Source organism: Pseudomonas sp. MF6776, assembly GCF_016613125.1.
Classification (GTDB): domain Bacteria; phylum Pseudomonadota; class Gammaproteobacteria; order Pseudomonadales; family Pseudomonadaceae; genus Aquipseudomonas; species Aquipseudomonas iridis.
In genome coordinates, this window is sequence record NZ_JAENSQ010000006.1 from 244,017 (window position 1) to 262,547 (window position 18,531).

The window sequence follows — 18,531 nt, forward strand, 5'->3', positions numbered from 1 at the left end:
GCTCCTGATCTAAAAAAGTCTGAAGATTCGCTGGGCGGCATTGTAACAGCAGGTTCCTACAGACGCTTAGGCTGAATTATCGGGCATAACGATCAAAAAGTTTGATGACTTCCCCCACAGGGTTCAGTTTCGAACCGACCGATCCGCGTCACGGCTGCTCGAACGGATACGGCTGCTTCCACTTCTCGAAAATCGGTTTCAGCTCGCCGCTTTTCACCAATTGCTCCATACGTTTGTCGAACAGTGCCATCAACGTGCGCGCCTTGGGGGTGTTGGCGAAGCACAGGTACAGCGGCAACTCGGCAACATGGGTCGTGCGAAACTGCGACGGATCCCTCGCCCGACCGACCACGTAGTTGATTTCAGTCAGCGCGTCGATGTAATAGTCGGCACGGTTGTGGGTCAGCATCGACAGGATTCCGGTGCGTCGGATGACTTCGTTGAAGCTCTGCACATTGGGCAGGTAGTTCTGGTAATCGTAGCCGCGCACCCAGGCCAGTCGATAGCTGCCCAACGTTTCCGGCGTTGGCGCCGGGTTGCTGGCAAGGCCCAGCGCATAGATGTGATCGATATCGAAATTCCAGCGCGGATAGAGCAGATCACTGAACTCTTCGTGATAGGAGCCCACGCAAGCATCGACTTCTGCACGCTGCGCCAGCCCTACAGAACGGGTATAGGGTTCGCTGCGAATATCGAGTTTTACCCCGACCGGCTCGAACACCTTACGCATCACATCCCAGGCAAGACCATGGCCATCGGCAGCGGTGTAGTCTTCCCAGACTTCGCTGGCCAGATGAATCACCGAGGGCATCGGCGCGGCTTCCTGCGCACTGGCGACAGTGCCCAGCACCGCCAAAACCACTCCTGCCAACCAGCGCCGAGACATCCTTAGTACCCTCTCTAACCTGACAACCCTCGAATCAGGCAAATACCCACACCAGCCCCTGCATCGCCAGCCAAGCGAACACGCCAGCCAGCACGTCGTCGAGCATGATGCCGACACCGCCATGAACATGCCGGTCGATCCAGCGGATCGGCCACGGCTTGAGAATGTCGAAGAAGCGGAACACCAGGAAACCCGCGAGCAACCAGTACCAGCCTTCCGGCACCAGCCACAGGGTAATCCACATCCCGACCATTTCGTCCCAGACGATGCCTTCGTGGTCGTGCACGCGCAGATCGTCGGCCACCTTGCCGCACAGCCAGAAGCCGAACAGCATGGTGATGCCGAGCATCAGCCAGTACCCCCAGTCAGGCAACATCTGCCACAACGGGATAAAGGGTAGCGCAACGAGCGAACCCCACGTGCCTGGTGCTTTGGGCAAGGTGCCCGAACCGAAGCCAAAGGCAAGGAAATGCCAGGGATTGCGCCAGACAGAAGGCGGAACGAATTCGGCCGGAACCTGTTTCGGGTGATCTGTCACGGTGACTCCTGAAAATGTTGATAGCCCCGGATTTGCGGGGTGATGTCGTGCCCTTCGCGGTCCAGTAGCGCCACGCCCTGCCCCTCTGCCACACGACCGATAACATGGATCGGCCAACCATCGGCCAACAGTGCCGGTAACTCGACGGACGGTAACGTAAAGGCCAGCACGTAATCATCGCCACCGCTCAGCGCCGCACGCTCGGCACCGCGCTGACCAAGAAACGCCACTAGTGCATCCGACAGCGGTACACGCTCACGTTCAATTTGAAGTCGCACCTTCGACGCCAACGCGATATGCCCGCAATCGGCGAGCAAACCGTCGGAGATATCCAGCGCCGACGTGGCTTTGCCGCGCAGCGCCTGACCGAGAGCGAGTTGCGGTTGCGGTGACCAGTAGTGACCGAGCAGCGGCTGGGCGATGTCCGGCGCGGCGTCCCGCTGGCCCAACACCAGCGGCAATGCACCAGCGGCATTGCCTAGTTCACCGCCGACACACAGCAAATCACCTGGCTGCGCGCCACTGCGGGTCAAGGCCAGTCCGGTGGGGACGCGGCCGAACACAGTGACGGTCAGACTCAACGGCCCGCGCGTGGTGTCGCCACCGACCAGGGCCACGCCGCAGCTCTGCGCCATGCGGTTCAAACCGCGGGCATAGGCTTGCAGCCAATCGGCGGTCACCGTCGGCACAGTCAGGGCAAGGGTAAAGGCAATGGGCGTAGCGCCCATGGCGGCCAGATCGCTGACCGCAACGGCCAGCGAGCGCTGACCGAGCAGATACGGATCGCAAGGATCGGCAAAATGCACGCCGGCCACTAGCGTATCGGTGGAGATTGCCAGCTGTTCCCCGGGGGGAACCGCCAGCAAGGCGCAGTCGTCGCCGATCCCGAGAGCAACGCCCTCGCCGCCCTGCGCACAAGGCGCGGCGGCGAAGAAATTGCGGATCAGCTCAAACTCGCCCATTGGATATCAAGCGCGTATCAGCGCTTGAACGCCTTCACTTCAGCTTCACGCAGACGCGGGGCCAGCTTGTCGAGCACACCGTTGACGAACTTGTGGCCGTCGGTCGAACCGTAGACTTTCGCCAGTTCGATGCCTTCGTTGATCACCACACGGTACGGCACGTCGACGCGCTTGAGCAGCTCCCAGGTGGACAGGCGCAGCACGCACAGCTCAACTGGGTCCAGCTCTTCGATGGTCAGGTCCAGGCACGGCGCCAACGCAGTGTCGATCTCGGTCTGGTTGGCCGGAACACCGTGCAGGATGTCGTGGAAGTAGCTGGCATCGGCAAAGGTAAAATCGTTGTCGACGCGAAACTGCGCTTCGATTTCGTTCAGCGAAGTGCCGGCCAGAAGCCGCTGGTACAAAGCCTGAGTCGCCAACTGACGGGCAGCGCGGCGCTTTTCGCTTTTCGAAGGCTTGCCGGCGTCCGCTGGACGAGGGTCGCGCGGGTTGAAACGATCGCTTTCGTCGCTAATCACTTGGCCTCCAACTGTGCCAGCAAGCTGACCATTTCCAGTGCGGACAGGGCAGCTTCAGCACCTTTGTTACCGGCCTTGGTGCCGGAACGTTCGATGGCTTGCTCGATGGAATCAACGGTCAGGACGCCGAACGCAACCGGAACGCCGAACTCCATGGACACCTGGGCCAGGCCCTTGGTGCACTCGCCTGCCACGTATTCGAAGTGCGGAGTACCGCCACGAATGACCGCGCCGAGGGCGATGATTGCTGCGAACTCGCCTTTCTGAGCGACTTTCTGCGCAACCAGCGGGATTTCGAAGGCGCCAGGAGCGCGGATGATGGTGATGTCGCTTTCGCTCACGCCGTGGCGAACCAGGGCATCAACTGCACCGCTGACCAGGCTTTCAACAACGAAGCTGTTGAAACGGCCCACTACCAAAGCGTAGCGGCCTTTAGGGGCGATGAAGGTACCTTCGATGGTCTTCAGGGTCATTCGTCAGTTCTCTTAAAGAGCCGGGACGCGTCTGCTACGCGTCCCTCAGTGATTTATTTGCCGCGAATTTAGGGCCGGAAACAACCGGTCATTATTCGGAGGGCACGTATTCTACAACTTCCAGATCGAAACCGGATATCGCATTAAATTTCATGGGTGCCGACATCAGGCGCATTTTGCGCACACCGAGGTCACGCAGGATCTGCGAACCGGCACCGACGATGCTGTAAGTGGTCGGTTTTTTCGCCGGCATCTGATCGCCGGTTTCACGAATATGCGCCAGCAACACGTCGCCATCCAGTGGGTGACCCAGCAACAGCACCACGCCGCTGCCGGCCTCGGAAACGGCAGCCATGGCGGCGCGCAGGCTCCAGCGACCAGGCTGCTTGACCATCAACAGATCGCGCAGCGGGTCCATGTTGTGCACGCGAACCAGGGTTGGCTCTTCAGCGCAAACAGTGCCCAGCGTGAGGGCCATGTGCACGTCACCTTCCACCGAATCACGATAGGTCACCAGGTTGAATTGGCCCAGTTCGCTGTCCAGTGGCTGCTCGGCAATCCGCTGAACGGTACGTTCGTGGATCATCCGGTAGTGAATCAGGTCGGCAATGGTGCCGATCTTGATGTTGTGTTCAGCGGCGAACGCTTCCAGCTCAGTGCGACGGGACATGGTGCCGTCGTCGTTCATCACTTCGCAGATCACGCCGCTTGGCTCGAAACCGGCCATGCGCGCCAGGTCGCAAGCGGCTTCAGTGTGACCGGCGCGCGCCAGGGTGCCGCCAGCCTGAGCCATCAGCGGGAAGATGTGGCCGGGGCTGACGATGTCTTCAGCCTTGGCGTCTTTCGCGGCGGCAGCCTGCACGGTGCGTGCACGGTCAGCGGCGGAGATGCCGGTGGTCACGCCTTCGGCCGCTTCGATCGACACGGTGAACTTGGTGCCGAACCCGGAGCCGTTGCGTGGTGCCATCAGCGGCAGCTTCAACAGTTCGCAGCGCTCGCGGCTCATCGGCATGCAGATCAGGCCACGGGCGTGCTTGGCCATGAAGTTGATGTGTTCGGCCTTGCAGCACTCGGCGGCCATGATCAGGTCGCCTTCGTTCTCGCGGTCTTCGTCATCCATGAGGATGACCATCTTGCCTTGGCGGATGTCTTCAACCAGTTCTTCGATGCTATTGAGCGCCACAAGGCACCCCCTTCAGTCAGGAATTGAGGTAGCCGTTGGCGGCCAGAAAGCTTTCGGTAATCGTGCCACCAGCGCTCGGCTCTGCGGCTTTGTCGCCCAACAGCAGGCGCTCCAGATAACGCGCCAGCAAGTCGACCTCCAGGTTCACCCGACGACCCGGCTTGTAGGAAGCCATGATGGTTTCGCTCAGGGTGTGCGGAATGATCGTGAGCATGAACTCGGCGCCATCGACTGCGTTCACGGTCAGGCTGGTGCCGTCGACGGTGATCGAGCCTTTATGGGCGATGTACTTGGCCAGTTCTTTCGGTGCGCGGATACGAAACTCCACGGCGCGGGCATTATCGGCGCGGGAGACGATTTCGCCGACACCGTCGACGTGACCGCTGACCAGGTGACCACCGAGACGGGTGGTGGGGGTCAGGGCTTTTTCCAGATTGACCGGGCTGCCGCTTTTCAGGTCATTCATGGCGGTGCAGTCCAGCGTTTCGCGGCTGACGTCGGCAGCAAAGCCGTTGCCCGGCAGCTCGACAGCCGTCAGGCAGACGCCGTTGACCGCGATGCTGTCGCCGAGTTTGACGTCGCTCAGGTCGAGCTTGCCGGTTTCAACATGCACCCGTACATCGCCGCCCTTTGGGGTCATTGCACGGATGCTGCCGATGGATTCGATGATGCCGGTAAACATGGGGTTCTCCTTGAGAACGAAGCCAGCGCTAACGCGATGGCCGGGAATTATACGCTCGCCGTAAGGACAGGGATGGCAGTGACTCGCCAGTCATCGCCCACCGCACGAATTTCAGTGATTTTCAGCTCCGGCGCATCCTTCATATAGGCCAGCGGCCAGTCCAGCAATGGACGCGCCGTGGAGCCAAGGAACTTGCCGGCGATAAAGATCACGAACTCATCGACCAGACCGAGCTGGGCAAACGCCCCCGCCAAACGCGGACCGGCCTCGACCAGCACCTCGTTGACGTCACGGTTGGCCAATTCGACCAGCAATTGATGCAGGTCGACCTGACCGTCATCACCCGGCACGATCAAACATTCCGGGCCGTTGGCGTATTGCTCTTCGACGGCCATGCAGGTCGCGACCAGCGCCGGGCCAGCCTTGAAGAACGGCGCATCAAGCGGCACCCGCAGACGCCCGTCGATCAAAACCCGCAGCGGCGGGCGGCTCATGGCCAATGCGGTTTGTTCGGCATCCAGACCCAGTTCGTCGGCGCGAACCGTCAAGCGCGCGCCATCGGCCAGCACGGTATCGGCGCCGGTCAGCACCACGGCCGCCTGAGCACGCAAACGCTGCACCGCCGAACGCGCGGACGGGCCGGTGATCCACTGGCTCTCGCCGCTTTCCATCGCCGTGCGACCGTCCAGACTCATGGCCAACTTGACTCGCACGAACGGCAAGCCGTGCTCCATGCGCTTCAAAAATCCGTGATTGAGCCTGCGCGCTTCGGCTTCCAGCACGCCGCTTTCAGTCGCAATGCCGGCATCGGCCAGACGCTGCAAACCGCGCCCGGCCACTTGCGGATTCGGATCACGCATTGCCGCAACCACTCGGCCGACACCGGCAATGACCAGCGCATCGGCGCACGGCGGCGTGCGCCCATGGTGGCTGCAAGGCTCGAGGGTGACGTATGCCGTAGCGCCGCGGGCCAGTTCACCGGCGGCGCGCAAGGCGTGGACTTCGGCGTGAGGTTCGCCGGCGCGCTCGTGCCAGCCTTCGCCGACAATCTGCCCGTCCTTCACGATCACGCAGCCAACCCGCGGATTGGGGTGCGTGGTGTAGTGACCTTTGCGCGCCAGTTCCAGCGCACGCGCCATGAAATGGGCGTCGAGGATGGCCTGCTCGGCGACGTTGGTCATTCTTTCACCGGTTCGCGGGCGAGGCGGTCGATTTCTTCGCGGAACTCGTTGAGGTCCTGGAAGCGCTTGTACACCGAAGCGAAACGGATGTAGGCGACTTCATCAAGCTTTTGCAGCTCGGCCATGACCAGTTCGCCGACCACGAGGGATTTGACCTCGCGCTCGCCGGTGGCGCGCAGCTTGTGCTTGATGTGGACCAGAGAGGATTCGAGGCGCTCGACGCTCACCGGACGTTTCTCCAGAGCGCGTTGCATGCCCGCGCGCAGTTTTTCTTCGTCGAACGGTTGGCGGCTGCCATCGGTTTTGATCAGGCGCGGCAACACCAGTTCGGCCGTCTCGAATGTCGTGAAACGTTCGCCGCAGGCCAGGCATTCACGCCGGCGGCGCACCTGTTCGCCCTCGGCGACCAGACGCGAGTCGATGACCTTGGTGTCGTTGGCACCGCAGAAGGGACAGTGCATGGTGGCTGGCAACAAAAAAAGGGAGGGCCATGGTAGCGCATCCCGGTGGCAAGACAAGACATAGGGTTTGCGGTATACAGACGGGCATGATCGTTTGATCCATGGATTTCATTTTGCCGGAGCTGCCAATGCCTTTACGTCCGCTCGTTTTGCTCAGTCTTTTCAGCCTGCTGGTGGCCTGTGGCAGCGATGCGCCCAAGCCTCAACCGCCCACACCAGGGCCGGCGCCGCAGCAGGCGCAGAAAAAAGCCAATCAGGCCGCCGCCCTCGGCCCGCTGCCAGCCCATCAACGCGAACTGAGCGGCACCCTGCAAGGTGTGCCGGCCGGTGCCGAAGTCGAACTGGCGCTGCTGGTGATCGATGCAAAGGATCGCCCGCAACAACTGCTCGCCAGTTCCAGCCTGATCGGCAACAACCAGATCCTGCCATTCCACGTGCGTTTCAATCCCGAGGCCTTTCCAGCGGGGGCGCGGGTTGAGCTGCGTGGCCGGGCGAGTCAGTCCGGCCAACTGATCCTGCATCTACCGTCGCAAACCATCACCCAGCCGACCACGCAGGCGTTGGGCCAGTTGCAATTCGTCAAAGCACCATGAATGCACCGCTCGACCTGCAACAGGCATTGGGTGAATTGCTCGGCGACGCCAGACTCAAGGCCTGCGCGTTGCCCGGGACTGATTTACAGCTCTGGCTGATCGACGGCGACAACATGGCGCGCGAATTCAGCCAGGAAGAAACCCAGCGAATCCTGCATGAGCCGCCGTACTGGAGCTTTTGCTGGGCCAGCGGTCTGGCGGTGGCGCGCTATCTGGCTGAGTTTCCCGAATGGGTGCGCGGCAAGCGCGTGCTGGATTTCGGCGCCGGTTCCGGCATCGCCGGTATTGCGGCGGTGAAGGCCGGCGCGCTGGAAGTGGTGGCCTGTGATCTCGATCAGCTGGCGATTGCCGCCTGTCGGGCGAATGCCGCGCTCAATGATGTGCAGATGAGTTATTCGACGGACTTCTTTGCCGAGGCGGATCGCTTTGATCTGATCCTGGTCGCGGATGTGTTGTACGACCGGGCGAATCTGCCGTTGCTGGATGCGTTTCTCAGCCGTGGCCGCGAGGCATTGGTGGCGGATTCGCGGGTCCGGGATTTTCGCCATCCGTTGTATGAACGCATTGAGATGCTAGAGGCGATGACTTTGCCGGATCTGGCTGAGCCGGAAGAATTTCGGCATGTCAGCCTCTACCATGCGCGACGTGACTAAAAGCTTCGCGAGCAGGCTCGCTCCCACAGGGGAATGCATTCCAGGGTGGGAGCGAGCCTGCTCGCGAAAGCGTCCTTGCAGGCGACACATATCTCAAAACCCACCCCGCTTCCGGCCACACCCCACCAAGCCGTATAGTTGCCCCATCCACGCTTTTACGAGATTCCCCATGAGTCAGCAAACGCCGTACATCTTCGACGCCACGACTGCCGATTTCGACCAGTCGGTGATCGAGGCTTCTTTCAACAAACCGGTGCTGGTGGATTTCTGGGCCGAGTGGTGCGCGCCGTGCAAGGCGTTGATGCCGATGCTGCAGGGCATTGCCGAGAGCTATCAGGGCGAGCTGCTGCTGGCCAAGGTCAATTGCGATATCGAGCAAGACATCGTCGCCCGTTTCGGCATTCGCAGCCTGCCGACCGTGGTGCTGTTCAAGGACGGTCAACCGGTGGACGGTTTTGCCGGCGCGCAACCGGAATCCGCCGTGCGCGCCTTGCTCGAACCGCATGTGCAGATGCCGCCGCCAGCCGCAGCCGATCCGTTCGAACAGGCTCAGGCGCTGTTCGATGACGGTCGCTACGCAGATGCCGAAGCGGCGCTGGTGGTGATGCTTAACGAGGACAACACCAACGCCAAGGCGCTGATTCTCTATGCACGTTGCCTGACTGAACGTGGTGAACTGGACGAAGCGCAAACCGTGCTTGATGCGGTCAAGAGCGATGAGCACAAAGCCGCACTGGCCGGGGCCAAGGCCCAGATCAAGTTCCTCGGCCTTGCCCGCGATCTGCCGGACGCCGCCGACCTCAAAGCACGTCTGGCGAAAGATCCGCAGGACGACGAAGCCGTGTATCAATTGTCGATCCAGCAACTGGCGCGTCAGCAATATGAAGCGGCGCTGGATGCCTTGCTCAAGTTGTTTATCCGCAATCGCAGCTATGGCGAGGGGCTGCCGCACAAGACGTTGTTGCAGGTTTTCGAGTTGTTGGGCAACGAGCATCCGCTGGTGACTGTTTACCGTCGCAAGATGTTTGCTGCGCTTTACTGAAGATCAAAAGATCGCAGCGTGCCGCAGCGCCTACAGGGGGATCGCAGTTGCCACCCGTTTTGCGGGTGAACGCTGAACCTGCAGGAGCTGCCGCAGGCTGCGATCTTTTGCTTTTTGCGCGCTACTCTACCCAGCTGTAAAGCGGCGTATCCCCGCCGCTCATTACCTTCACATCCGCACTGTGTCGCAGTCGTACCAGCAGGCGCTTGCCTGATACCGCGCTGCCGGTCAGCCCTTCGAGCTGTTCCAGCAGGTCCGGCCCGCTGAGTTGCCCGGCCTTGCGCAACAGATCCTTGGCGAGCTGCCACAAGGCATCGTCCTGGTTCAGCGGTTTCGCCGCTGGCATCGTCGCAATGCCTTCAGGTTGAGCAATCGGCGCCTGCGCATTCAAGGCCGAACCGAGCCTGGCCCAATCGCTGTCATCCAGTTCCACCGTCAAATCCACCGGCACATCGCCGACGGTTCCGCGTATCCGCAACATTGAGTTCGCTCCCGCACATTTCTGACCTGCATGCTCCCACGGGACTTGTGTAACGCCAAGCGCACGGGCAAACTCTGCGCACTTTCGTTATAAGATTACATAACAAACTTTTCATTTTACTGTTCGGAGACCGTCATGCGCCGTCTGCTGCTCGCTTTGCCGTTTGCCCTGTTGCCGCTGGCCATCGCCCATGCTGCCAATGAGCATGACCACGATCACGACCATGAACACGGTAGCCTCGGTGCACATGAACATGGCGTTGGCCGTCTCAACGCGGCACTGGATGGCCAGACGCTGGAACTTGAGCTGGAAAGCCCGGCGATGAATCTGGTGGGCTTCGAACATGCCGCCACCACGGACGCCGACAAGGCCCAGGTTGCCGCCGCCCGTGCGCAGCTTGAAAAGCCATTGGCCCTGTTTAACCTGCCAGCCGCTGCGGGTTGCAAAGTGGTCAGTCAGGAACTGGAAAGCCCACTGTTCGGCGACAAGCCGGATGCTGACGACCACGACCACGACCACGACGACGATGACGCGGGCAAGGACAGCCACGAGCATCACCACGACCACAGCGAAATCCACGCGCACTATCAGTTCAGCTGCGCGACTCCGGGCGCACTGAAAACGCTGGATCTGGCGAATATCTTCAACACCTTCCCGGCGACTCAGAAAATTCAGGTACAACTGATCAGCGCAAGCGGCCAGCAAGGTACGGAAGTGACGGCGAAGGCTGCCTCGCTGAAATTCTAAAAACACCGAAAATCCCCTGTAGGAGCTGCCGAAGGCTGCGATCTTTTGATCCTGGGCTTTTGAAGCAAGATCAAAAGATCGCAGCCTTCGGCAGCTCCTACGGGGTTCCGTGTTCAACCATGAAATTGGTGTCATGACCCAAGCACTCATCGAACTGTCCGACCTGGGCTTCAGTTGGCCCGGTCACCCACTGCTGCTGGACATCCCGGCGTTTCGTCTGGAAGCGGGGGAAACCCTGTTCCTCAAAGGCCCCAGCGGCAGCGGCAAGACGACCCTGCTCGGCTTGCTTGGCGGCGTGCAGAAACCTGATCGCGGCAGCATTCGTTTGCTGGGCCAGGAGCTGACCGAACTCTCGGCCGGTGCCCGCGACACATTCCGCGTCGACCACACCGGCTACATATTCCAGCAGTTCAACCTGCTGCCGTTTCTCTCGGTGCGCGAGAACGTCGAGTTGCCCTGCCACTTCTCGAAATTGCGCGCTGAACGGGCGAAACAGCGTCACGGCAGTGTCGATCAAGCCGCCGCCACCCTGCTCGCGCATTTGGGCCTGAAGGACGAAAGCATCCTCAGTCGCCGCGCCGACTCGCTGTCCATTGGTCAGCAACAACGGGTCGCCGCCGCCCGTGCGTTGATCGGTCAGCCAGAACTGGTGATCGCCGACGAACCGACCTCGGCGCTGGACTACGACGCCCGGGAAAACTTCATTCGCCTGTTGTTCGCCGAATGCCGCGAGGCCGGTTCAAGCCTGCTGTTCGTCAGCCACGACCAGAGTCTGGCGCCGCTGTTCGACCGTCATCTGTCCCTGGCCGAGCTCAATCGCGCCGCCACGTCTGCCGAGGTCTGAGATGTATCTGTTTCGTCTGGCCATGGCCAGCCTGGCCAACCGCCGCTTCACCGCGTTGCTCACTGCATTCGCCATCGCCCTGTCGGTCTGCCTGCTGCTCGCCGTCGAGCGTGTGCGCACCGAAGCCAAAGCCAGTTTCGCCAGCACCATCAGCGGCACCGACCTGATTGTCGGCGCCCGTTCCGGCTCGGTGAACCTGCTGCTGTACTCGGTGTTTCGCATCGGTAACGCCACCAACAACATCCGTTGGGACAGCTTCGAACACTTCGCCAACAACCCGAAAGTGAAGTGGGCGATCCCGATGTCGCTGGGCGACTCCCACCGCGGCTACCGCGTGATGGGCACCACCGAAGCCTATTTCGAGCATTACCAATACGGCCGCCAGCAGCATCTGGCGCTGGCCGACGGTCGCGCCTTTGCCACCGATCCATTTGAAGTGGTGCTCGGCGCCGAAGTGGCCGACGCGCTGCATTACAAGCTCGGCGACAAACTGGTGCTGGCCCATGGCGTGGCCGCGATCAGCCTGGTCAAACACGACGACAAACCGTTTACCGTGGTCGGCGTTCTCAAGCGCACCGGTACGCCGGTGGATCGCACGCTGCACATCAGCCTTGGCGGCATGGAGGCGATTCACATCGACTGGCACAACGGCGTGCCGGCCCGTGGCAACGGGCGGATCAGCGCGGATCAGGCGCGAAACATGGACCTGACGCCGCAAGCGATCACCGCGTTCATGCTGGGCCTCAACAGCAAGATTTCCACCTTCGCCCTGCAACGCGAGATCAATGAATTCCGTGGCGAACCGATGCTGGCGATCCTGCCGGGCGTGGCCTTGCAGGAACTGTGGAGCCTGATGAGCACCGCCGAAAAAGCGCTGTTCGTGGTCTCGCTGTTCGTGGTGCTGACCGGGTTGATCGGCATGCTTACGGCGATTCTCACCAGCCTCAACGAGCGGCGCCGCGAGATGGCGATCCTGCGTTCGGTGGGTGCGCGACCGTGGCACATTGCAAGTCTGCTGGTGCTGGAAGCCTTTGCCCTGGCGTTGACCGGAGTGATCGCCGGACTGGCGTTGTTGTACATCGGCATTGCTGCTGCGCAGGGTTACGTGCAGGCCAATTACGGTTTGTTCCTGCCGCTGGCGTGGCCGAGCGAGTATGAATGGACGCTGCTCGGTGGCATTCTGGCGGCCGCGCTGCTGATGGGCAGCGTGCCGGCCTGGCGCGCCTATCGCCAATCTTTGGCCGATGGCCTGTCGATCCGTTTATGAGGATGTTCACCATGCCCCGCGCACTGCTCGCGCTGTTATTGCTGGTCGCCCTGCCCGTATGGGCAGCCGCGCCAAAAGACCTGACCTGGTCGGAAATGATCCCGCCGGACGCCGCGCCGGAAGTGCCGAACATGACGCCTCTGCACGACCTGTCGAAGATGAGCGATGCGTTGTCGGCTGAGTCGGCGCCAGCAGCCAAACAGGACTTGCCGAATGCGCCGGTGGTGCAGAGCCTCGACGGCCAGAACATTCGCCTGCCGGGTTATATCGTGCCGCTGGAAGTCAATGAAGAGGGGCGCACCACGGACTTTTTGCTGGTGCCGTATTTCGGTGCCTGCATCCACGTGCCGCCACCACCGTCGAACCAGATCGTGCATGTGAAAAGCGAACTCGGGGTGAAGCTCGATGAGCTGTATCAGCCTTACTGGATCGAAGGGCCGATGCAGGTCAAGGCGTCCAGCAGTGAACTGGCGGATGCCGGGTATCAGATGGAGGCAGACAAGATTTATGTGTATGAGCTGCCGGAGTGAATGCCGGTAATTTTGTGCTGATTGACCCATCGTTTTCGCGAGCAGGCTCGCTCCCACAGGAGATTACATTCCAAGGTGGGAGCGAGCCTGCTTGCGAAGAGGCCCTCCAAAATCCCACAAAAACCCGCCCCTTCACTGTTTCATTGAGCTGAGTCAAAAGACCGGATCAGACGGCTTCATACAATAGGACATCAGAAAATTTTAATGTCCTTTTGGAGCCCCCATGAACAAGTCCTTGCTCAGCGCTTCGCTGGTTGCCCTCGCGCTCGCAGCCCCGCTCGCCCACGCCCACGAAGCCGGCGACATCCTGATCCGTGCCGGTGCAATCACCGTCAACCCGAAGGCCGACAGCTCCAGCGTCAAGGTCGATCAGGGTCCGTTGAGCGGCGCCAATCTGGGCGGCAAGGCGACCATGAGCAGCGATACTCAACTGGGTTTGAACTTCGCTTACATGCTCACCAACCACGTCGGTATCGAGTTGCTTGCAGCCACGCCGTTCGAACATGACGTGAAGCTCAAAGGCACTGCCCTGCCAGCAGCCAACGGCAAACTCGGCACGCTGAAACACCTGCCACCGACCCTCAGCGTCGTCTACTACCCGCTCGATTCGAAGTCGGCTTTCCAGCCGTATGTCGGCGGCGGCATCAACTACACCTGGATCTACGACGAACACGTCGGCAGTGAAGCCAGCGCCAACGGCTTCAGCAACTTCAAGGCGAAAAACTCCTGGGGTCTGGCGTGGCAGGTCGGCGCGGATTACATGATCACCGACAACATCATGCTCAACGCTCAAGTGCGTTACATCGATATCGACACCCGCGCGACCGTTGAAAACAACGCCGTTGCACCGGGCACTCGGGCACGGGTGAATGTGGATGTCGATCCGTTCATCTACATGGTCGGTTTGGGCTATAAGTTCTAAGCCGGATGTACAGAACGTTCACGTGGTGGTGAATGAGGCTTGGTGGTGAGCAGGTTGAAACTGCAGGCGACTGATGTGCAGTCGATCGGGGAATAAAATTCCCTTGCCACAGGGATTGAGACAATCCCGGCCGTGAAAAAGGCGCCTGTTGAAGGGCGCCTTTTTCATGCCTGGGAGATTTGTGGAGTTAGCTAGATCCAGCCCCATCACCCCAGCCCTCTCCATTAGGGAGAGGGGGAAAGGGAGCAGATCTTCGTACTGTTCAAGACGTGAGTTCGACTCGGACTTTCACGTCGGCGTAGCTCGAACATCCACCTTGCCAGTCCCCTCTCCCTTTGGGAGAGGGTTAGGGTGAGGGGCTTTTCAGGCGCGCCCCAACAACCGTGCCAAACCAACATTCATCGGCGTCTGCGGCGGCAGTTTGAATCGCTCGAGCAACCGTCGATTGTTCGCCCGCGAATGACGGATGTCGCCCGAGCGCGCCGGGCCGTAGCTGACGGGAGGCAACTCGCCCACTACCGCTTGCAGCGCTTCAAGCATCTGCTTGAGGCTCATCGCCTGATTCCAGCCGACGTTCACCGCGCCGATCTCGACAACAGGCTTTTCGATTGCCTGCACCAGAATGTCGACCAGATCCTCGACATAGAGGAAGTCGCGCGTCTGCTCGCCATCGCCGAACACGGTGATCGGCAAGCCGTTCTGCGCGCGTTCGCTGAAGATGCTGATGACCCCCGAGTACGGCGAGGATGGATCCTGGCGTGGGCCGAAGATATTGAAGAAGCGAAAAATCGCTGGTTCAAGACCATGCTGGCGGCGGTAGAAATCGAAGTAGTGCTCGCCGGCCAGTTTGTCCGACGCGTAGGGCGTCAACGGGGCTTTTGGCGTGTCTTCATCAATAGACTCGCCCTCACCGTTGTTGCCGTACACCGCTGCGCTGGAGGCGTATAACACCCGCTTGACCCCGGCCAGGCGCATGGCTTCGCAGACATTCAAGGTGCCGATGAAATTGCTCTGGTGAGTCTTCACCGGATCATCCACCGACGCCTGCACCGAGGCCACCGCCGCCAAATGCGCGACCGCGCTGCAGCCCTGCATCGCCTGGGCAACCAACGCCGCATCGGCGACATCGCCAACAATCAGTTCCACCCGAGGATTGTCCAGCGGCAGGTTGCTGCGTTTACCGGTCGACAGGTCATCCAGTATCCGCACCGAATGCCCCTTGGCGAGCAATGCGTCAGTCAGGTGCGAGCCAATGAACCCCGCGCCGCCGGTGATTAAAACAGTGCCTTCAGCCATGGCGATAAAACCTATCCAGTAAGCCCGGGAGCGCGGCACGCCAGGCGCGCGGCTTGATCCCGAAGGTGTGCAGAATTTTCTTGCAGGCGAGCACCGCGTGTTGCGGTTCCTCGGCAGCGTCCGGCCGTGCGGCGTGAGCCTGGGCGGTCGGCGCTTCGATGGCCAGCGCGTGGAGGCTGCGGGCCTCGGTCAGAATCGCCTGACCCAGCGCCAGCGGTGTGGTCGCCTCATGCCCGGCGTAGTGATAAGTGCCCCAAAGCGGCGCCGCGCAATCGAGTTGCTTGAGCACCGAGATGATCACCCGTGCGGCATCGTCGACCGGAGTCGGATTGCCTCGGCGATCATCGGCCATGAGCAACTCTTCCGGCAGTTCGGCGCGGGCGAGGAAACGCCCGAGCGTGCCTTGCGCGCTGTCATCGAGCAGCCAGCCGAAACGCAGCAACACATGCTGCGGGCAGGTGGCGCGAACGCTTTGCTCGATCCGCCACAACGCCTGACCGCGCAGGCCCAGCGGCACCGGTTCGTCTTTTTCGCTGTACGCGGTGGCACGCGAGCCGTCGAAAACCCGATAACTGGACGGTTGCACAAGGACGATATTGTGGTGCTGGCACAGTTCGGCCAGACGCTCGATGGCGCGTTCCTGCCCGGCCATGCGGCTTTCGCTGACCGTTTCGGCCTGGAACCAGTCGAAATAGTAAGCGAGGTTGATCAACGCATCCGGACGAGTGTCGTCAAGCAGTTGCGTCAGGCTCGCGGCATCCCAGCCGTCTTCTGGCGGGCGGGGGGCGAGGAAGCCGATGTCTTCTTCCGCACCGAGGCGAATCAGCGCCTGCCCAAGGGCATTTCCGCCGCCCAGTAACATAAGGCGCATTCGCATAAAGTCAGCAGGCCCAGTCTGATTGGAACGATGGCTTTGGCGACGATGCCAGCGGCACCGTCGTCGATAATTGCCGGAATCGTTGCATTTTGCGGGTTTAGTGCGCAACCGTCACCCGTAAAGTGTAGATCCCCGGGATTTATCCCAACGCAACTGGCCCTATCGCTGGCAAACCAGCCCCACAGGTTTCGCGGTGCCTCCAAATCCTGTGGGAGCTGGCTTGAACAGCGATGAGGCCAGCAGCCCTAGTGAAATCCTGCGGTCAGCTGCGAGACGGGTGTGGCAAAACTACCGGCGACTGCTCCGGTGGCGTCTCCTGCACTAACTCTCCTTGCCGCTGCGGCAATACAACCTGCTGTGGATAAGTCTGCGCGAAGTGCACCGACGGGCTGTTATCCACAAGCTTCTTCAAACGTTGATTGAACGCCCTGCTCACCGCATATTGCCCGCCGGACACCGTGCGGAATTGCGCCGTGAGCACTACGCCGTTGAGATCCATCTTGTCCACGCCAAACACATCCAGTGGCCCTTGCAGGTTGTATTTGAGGAAAGGGTCTTCGCGGATCGAATCGCCGGTCTCGCGAATCAACTCGATGGCCTTTTCGACATCCGTGTCATAGGTGAACTGCACCGAAAAGAACGCGAACGCAAACTGCCGCGATTGATTGGTCACAGCCTTGATTTGCCCGAACGGCACCGAATGCACAAAACCCTTGCCGTCGCGCAGGCGCAACGTGCGGATCGTCAGCCCTTCAACCGTGCCGGCATGCCCGGAGTCGAGCACCACCCAGTCGCCGATCGACAGGGTATCTTCGATGATGATAAACAACCCGGTGATCACGTCCTGCACCAACTGCTGCGAGCCGAAACCGATAGCCAGACCGACCACCCCGGCACCGGCCAGCAGTGGCGCAACGTTGATGCCCAGATTGGCCATGGTGGTAATTGCGCAAATCACCACGAGGATGATTTTGATCGCATTGCGCAGCAGCGGCAGGATGGTTTTTACCCGGGTACTGGGCTGGCGCGCCCCGCGCTTGCTGACCGGCGGTTTCAGCGCTTCTTGAATCGCCGTGTCGAGCACCACCCACAGCAGCCACGTCACCAGGAAGATCAGGCCAATGCTGCTCAAGGCATTGCTGATCGCCCGGCCGACCGTGCTGCTCTGGGCGAAATCAAGTAGCGACACGCCCCAGATCCGCCCGAGGATATCGATGAAGGCAATGGCAATGACGATCCGCAGCAACGCATGCAAAAGGCTCAGGAAACGTTCTTTGTAAGCACTGCTGTGCTTGATCGTCTCGGCCTTTCGCGACTTGAACAGGTGCTGCAGGATGGTGCTCAAAAACACCGTCCCGATCAGCAGCACCGTGGTGAGCAACGCGCAGCGCAGGGCCTTTTGATTGTCCTCGCCGATGCCGATCAGATTGACCGCCGACACCAGCACCATCAGCACAATCGGCCAATACCACAACCCGGAAAAAATCCGCAGCGACTCCTGCAACGAAGGCTGTTTCAGACGCTGGCTCAGCGAACGATTGCGGATCAGATGCGCCACCGGGCGGCGCAGGCGAATCACCAATAAACCGAAGATGATCGAAGCGATCAATCCGGTGAACACTGCAATACTGCTGGTGATGTTGCCGCCCAATTGCCGGGCGATTTGCGGGCTGGTCAACGCATCACTGAGCGCAGCGAGAAAGCCGATCAGGAACAGGGGTCGCGGACAGTAATCGCGGATGATTTTTGCCGCCGGGCGTTTGTGCCCGACATTGAACATCACCACCACGCACAACAGCATTGACGTGGAAAAGATGCCGCTGCTGGTCGCATAAGCAAAACACAGCGCCAGGGCACGTCCTGCCGACGCTTGCAGGAAATGGCTGACGTACAGCGTCAACGGCAGGCAGATCAGCGCCGGCAACGTGTAGGGCAACAGATAACCGAGCAGATCCTGGCAGCGCGGGTGCGTGCGAAACCAGCGACCTTCGCGCAGACGTTTAGCCAACAGGCTGCCGAGCACGGTCAACAGGGCGAATGTGCCGAGCCACACCCCGGACAGCGTCAGGAAGTCCCCGGCGACGCTCCAGCCAGAGCGGTTCGAGGGGTGATTGACCAGTTTGTCGACCTCATTCGCGGCACGGTCGGCGCGCAAGCGCCAGGCATCTACCAGATCTTCGTTGAGGTCGAGTTTTTCTTGTACGTCGTCGATGCTCGTACTGATGGCGCCGAGCAACCCGCCCTGCACAATCGGTTCGGGCTTGGCCGGCTCTTCAGTCGCAGCCGGCAACCCCGGCAGTGTCGCGGCTTCGAGCTCGCTGGCACCGAGAAACAACAATGCTCCCAGCAGAATGGCGATCCTGAACTTCATCAAAACTCCGATCTCCCGTTGGCT

The 18,531-nt window shown here is 60.8% G+C and carries 21 protein-coding genes; 8 read left to right on the forward strand and 13 right to left on the reverse strand.

Going from position 1 to position 18,531, the window contains the following annotated elements:
• Positions 1–148: 148 nt before the first annotated feature.
• The 9 genes from JJD74_RS09640 to nrdR all read right to left on the reverse strand — a co-directional run bounded on the left by JJD74_RS09640 (position 149) and on the right by nrdR (position 6,884).
• Entirely contained in the window at positions 149–886 is a 738-nt protein-coding gene (locus tag JJD74_RS09640; RefSeq protein WP_200613289.1) for a substrate-binding periplasmic protein, read from the reverse strand.
• A gap of 34 nt (positions 887–920) precedes the next feature.
• Positions 921–1,424 (reverse strand): phosphatidylglycerophosphatase A family protein, encoded by a 504-nt coding sequence (locus tag JJD74_RS09645; RefSeq protein WP_011336134.1) that lies wholly within the window; start codon positions 1,422–1,424, stop codon positions 921–923.
• Positions 1,421–2,386: a thiamine-phosphate kinase gene (gene thiL, locus JJD74_RS09650; RefSeq protein WP_200613291.1), complete on the reverse strand. Its 966-nt coding sequence runs from the start codon at positions 2,384–2,386 to the stop codon at positions 1,421–1,423. Before thiL ends, JJD74_RS09645 begins: the two co-directional genes overlap by 4 nt.
• 17 nt (positions 2,387–2,403) lie before the next feature.
• On the reverse strand, positions 2,404–2,904 hold the full coding sequence (nusB, locus tag JJD74_RS09655; protein ID WP_047303669.1) for a transcription antitermination factor NusB: 501 nt from the start codon (positions 2,902–2,904) through the stop codon (positions 2,404–2,406).
• The gene (ribH, locus tag JJD74_RS09660) at positions 2,901–3,377 is read right to left on the reverse strand and encodes a 6,7-dimethyl-8-ribityllumazine synthase (RefSeq protein ID WP_003228649.1); all 477 of its coding nucleotides are present in this window, start codon (positions 3,375–3,377) and stop codon (positions 2,901–2,903) included. Before ribH ends, nusB begins: the two co-directional genes overlap by 4 nt.
• Positions 3,378–3,468: 91 nt before the next feature.
• Complete coding sequence (ribBA, locus tag JJD74_RS09665) at positions 3,469–4,560, reverse strand: bifunctional 3,4-dihydroxy-2-butanone-4-phosphate synthase/GTP cyclohydrolase II (protein ID WP_115146467.1); 1,092 nt, start codon at positions 4,558–4,560, stop codon at positions 3,469–3,471.
• A 16-nt stretch (positions 4,561–4,576) separates the two neighbouring features.
• Positions 4,577–5,242, reverse strand: a complete 666-nt coding sequence (locus JJD74_RS09670; RefSeq protein WP_042561299.1) for a riboflavin synthase — start codon at positions 5,240–5,242, stop codon at positions 4,577–4,579.
• Positions 5,243–5,289: 47 nt separating this feature from the next.
• On the reverse strand, positions 5,290–6,423 hold the full coding sequence (gene ribD, locus JJD74_RS09675) for a bifunctional diaminohydroxyphosphoribosylaminopyrimidine deaminase/5-amino-6-(5-phosphoribosylamino)uracil reductase RibD (RefSeq protein WP_200613293.1): 1,134 nt from the start codon (positions 6,421–6,423) through the stop codon (positions 5,290–5,292).
• Entirely contained in the window at positions 6,420–6,884 is a 465-nt protein-coding gene (nrdR, locus tag JJD74_RS09680) for a transcriptional regulator NrdR (RefSeq protein WP_007910946.1), read from the reverse strand. Before nrdR ends, ribD begins: the two co-directional genes overlap by 4 nt.
• 128 nt (positions 6,885–7,012) lie before the next feature.
• Between nrdR and JJD74_RS09685 the strand changes: the two genes are divergently transcribed.
• The 3 genes from JJD74_RS09685 (at position 7,013) to trxA (ending at position 9,172) form a co-directional block, all read left to right on the forward strand.
• Complete coding sequence (locus JJD74_RS09685; protein WP_042562223.1) at positions 7,013–7,477, forward strand: YbaY family lipoprotein; 465 nt, start codon at positions 7,013–7,015, stop codon at positions 7,475–7,477.
• Positions 7,474–8,130, forward strand: a complete 657-nt coding sequence (locus tag JJD74_RS09690) for a class I SAM-dependent methyltransferase (protein WP_200613295.1) — start codon at positions 7,474–7,476, stop codon at positions 8,128–8,130. The genes JJD74_RS09685 and JJD74_RS09690 overlap by 4 nt, the downstream gene beginning before the upstream one ends.
• 169 nt (positions 8,131–8,299) lie before the next feature.
• Complete coding sequence (gene trxA, locus JJD74_RS09695; protein WP_042561302.1) at positions 8,300–9,172, forward strand: thioredoxin; 873 nt, start codon at positions 8,300–8,302, stop codon at positions 9,170–9,172.
• 121 nt (positions 9,173–9,293) lie between these two features.
• Here trxA and JJD74_RS09700 read toward each other — a convergent pair whose 3' ends face one another.
• Complete coding sequence (locus JJD74_RS09700) at positions 9,294–9,653, reverse strand: hypothetical protein (protein WP_200613297.1); 360 nt, start codon at positions 9,651–9,653, stop codon at positions 9,294–9,296.
• 135 nt (positions 9,654–9,788) lie between these two features.
• Here JJD74_RS09700 and JJD74_RS09705 point away from each other — a divergent pair, with 135 nt between their 5' ends.
• The 5 genes from JJD74_RS09705 to JJD74_RS09725 all read left to right on the forward strand — a co-directional run bounded on the left by JJD74_RS09705 (position 9,789) and on the right by JJD74_RS09725 (position 13,963).
• Positions 9,789–10,400, forward strand: coding sequence for a DUF2796 domain-containing protein (locus tag JJD74_RS09705; RefSeq protein WP_200613300.1), 612 nt, complete (start codon positions 9,789–9,791; stop codon positions 10,398–10,400).
• Positions 10,401–10,533: 133 nt separating this feature from the next.
• Positions 10,534–11,244: an ABC transporter ATP-binding protein gene (locus JJD74_RS09710; protein ID WP_042561307.1), complete on the forward strand. Its 711-nt coding sequence runs from the start codon at positions 10,534–10,536 to the stop codon at positions 11,242–11,244.
• 1 nt (position 11,245) lies between these two features.
• Complete coding sequence (locus JJD74_RS09715; protein WP_200613304.1) at positions 11,246–12,511, forward strand: ABC transporter permease; 1,266 nt, start codon at positions 11,246–11,248, stop codon at positions 12,509–12,511.
• 11 nt (positions 12,512–12,522) lie between these two features.
• Positions 12,523–13,041: a DUF3299 domain-containing protein gene (locus JJD74_RS09720; protein ID WP_042562226.1), complete on the forward strand. Its 519-nt coding sequence runs from the start codon at positions 12,523–12,525 to the stop codon at positions 13,039–13,041.
• A 223-nt stretch (positions 13,042–13,264) separates the two neighbouring features.
• Positions 13,265–13,963 carry an OmpW/AlkL family protein gene (locus JJD74_RS09725; protein WP_042561309.1) on the forward strand — a complete coding sequence of 233 codons (699 nt, stop codon included), beginning with the start codon at positions 13,265–13,267 and terminating at the stop codon, positions 13,961–13,963.
• 363 nt (positions 13,964–14,326) lie between these two features.
• Here the strand turns inward: JJD74_RS09725 and JJD74_RS09730 are convergent, their stop codons facing one another.
• The 3 genes from JJD74_RS09730 to JJD74_RS09740 form a co-directional block, all read right to left on the reverse strand.
• Positions 14,327–15,259: an NAD-dependent epimerase/dehydratase family protein gene (locus tag JJD74_RS09730; RefSeq protein WP_200613307.1), complete on the reverse strand. Its 933-nt coding sequence runs from the start codon at positions 15,257–15,259 to the stop codon at positions 14,327–14,329.
• Positions 15,252–16,136 (reverse strand): sugar nucleotide-binding protein, encoded by an 885-nt coding sequence (locus tag JJD74_RS09735; protein ID WP_042561311.1) that lies wholly within the window; start codon positions 16,134–16,136, stop codon positions 15,252–15,254. The genes JJD74_RS09730 and JJD74_RS09735 overlap by 8 nt, the downstream gene beginning before the upstream one ends.
• Positions 16,137–16,398: 262 nt before the next feature.
• Positions 16,399–18,510 (reverse strand): mechanosensitive ion channel family protein, encoded by a 2,112-nt coding sequence (locus JJD74_RS09740; RefSeq protein ID WP_200613311.1) that lies wholly within the window; start codon positions 18,508–18,510, stop codon positions 16,399–16,401.
• Positions 18,511–18,531: the final 21 nt, after the last annotated feature.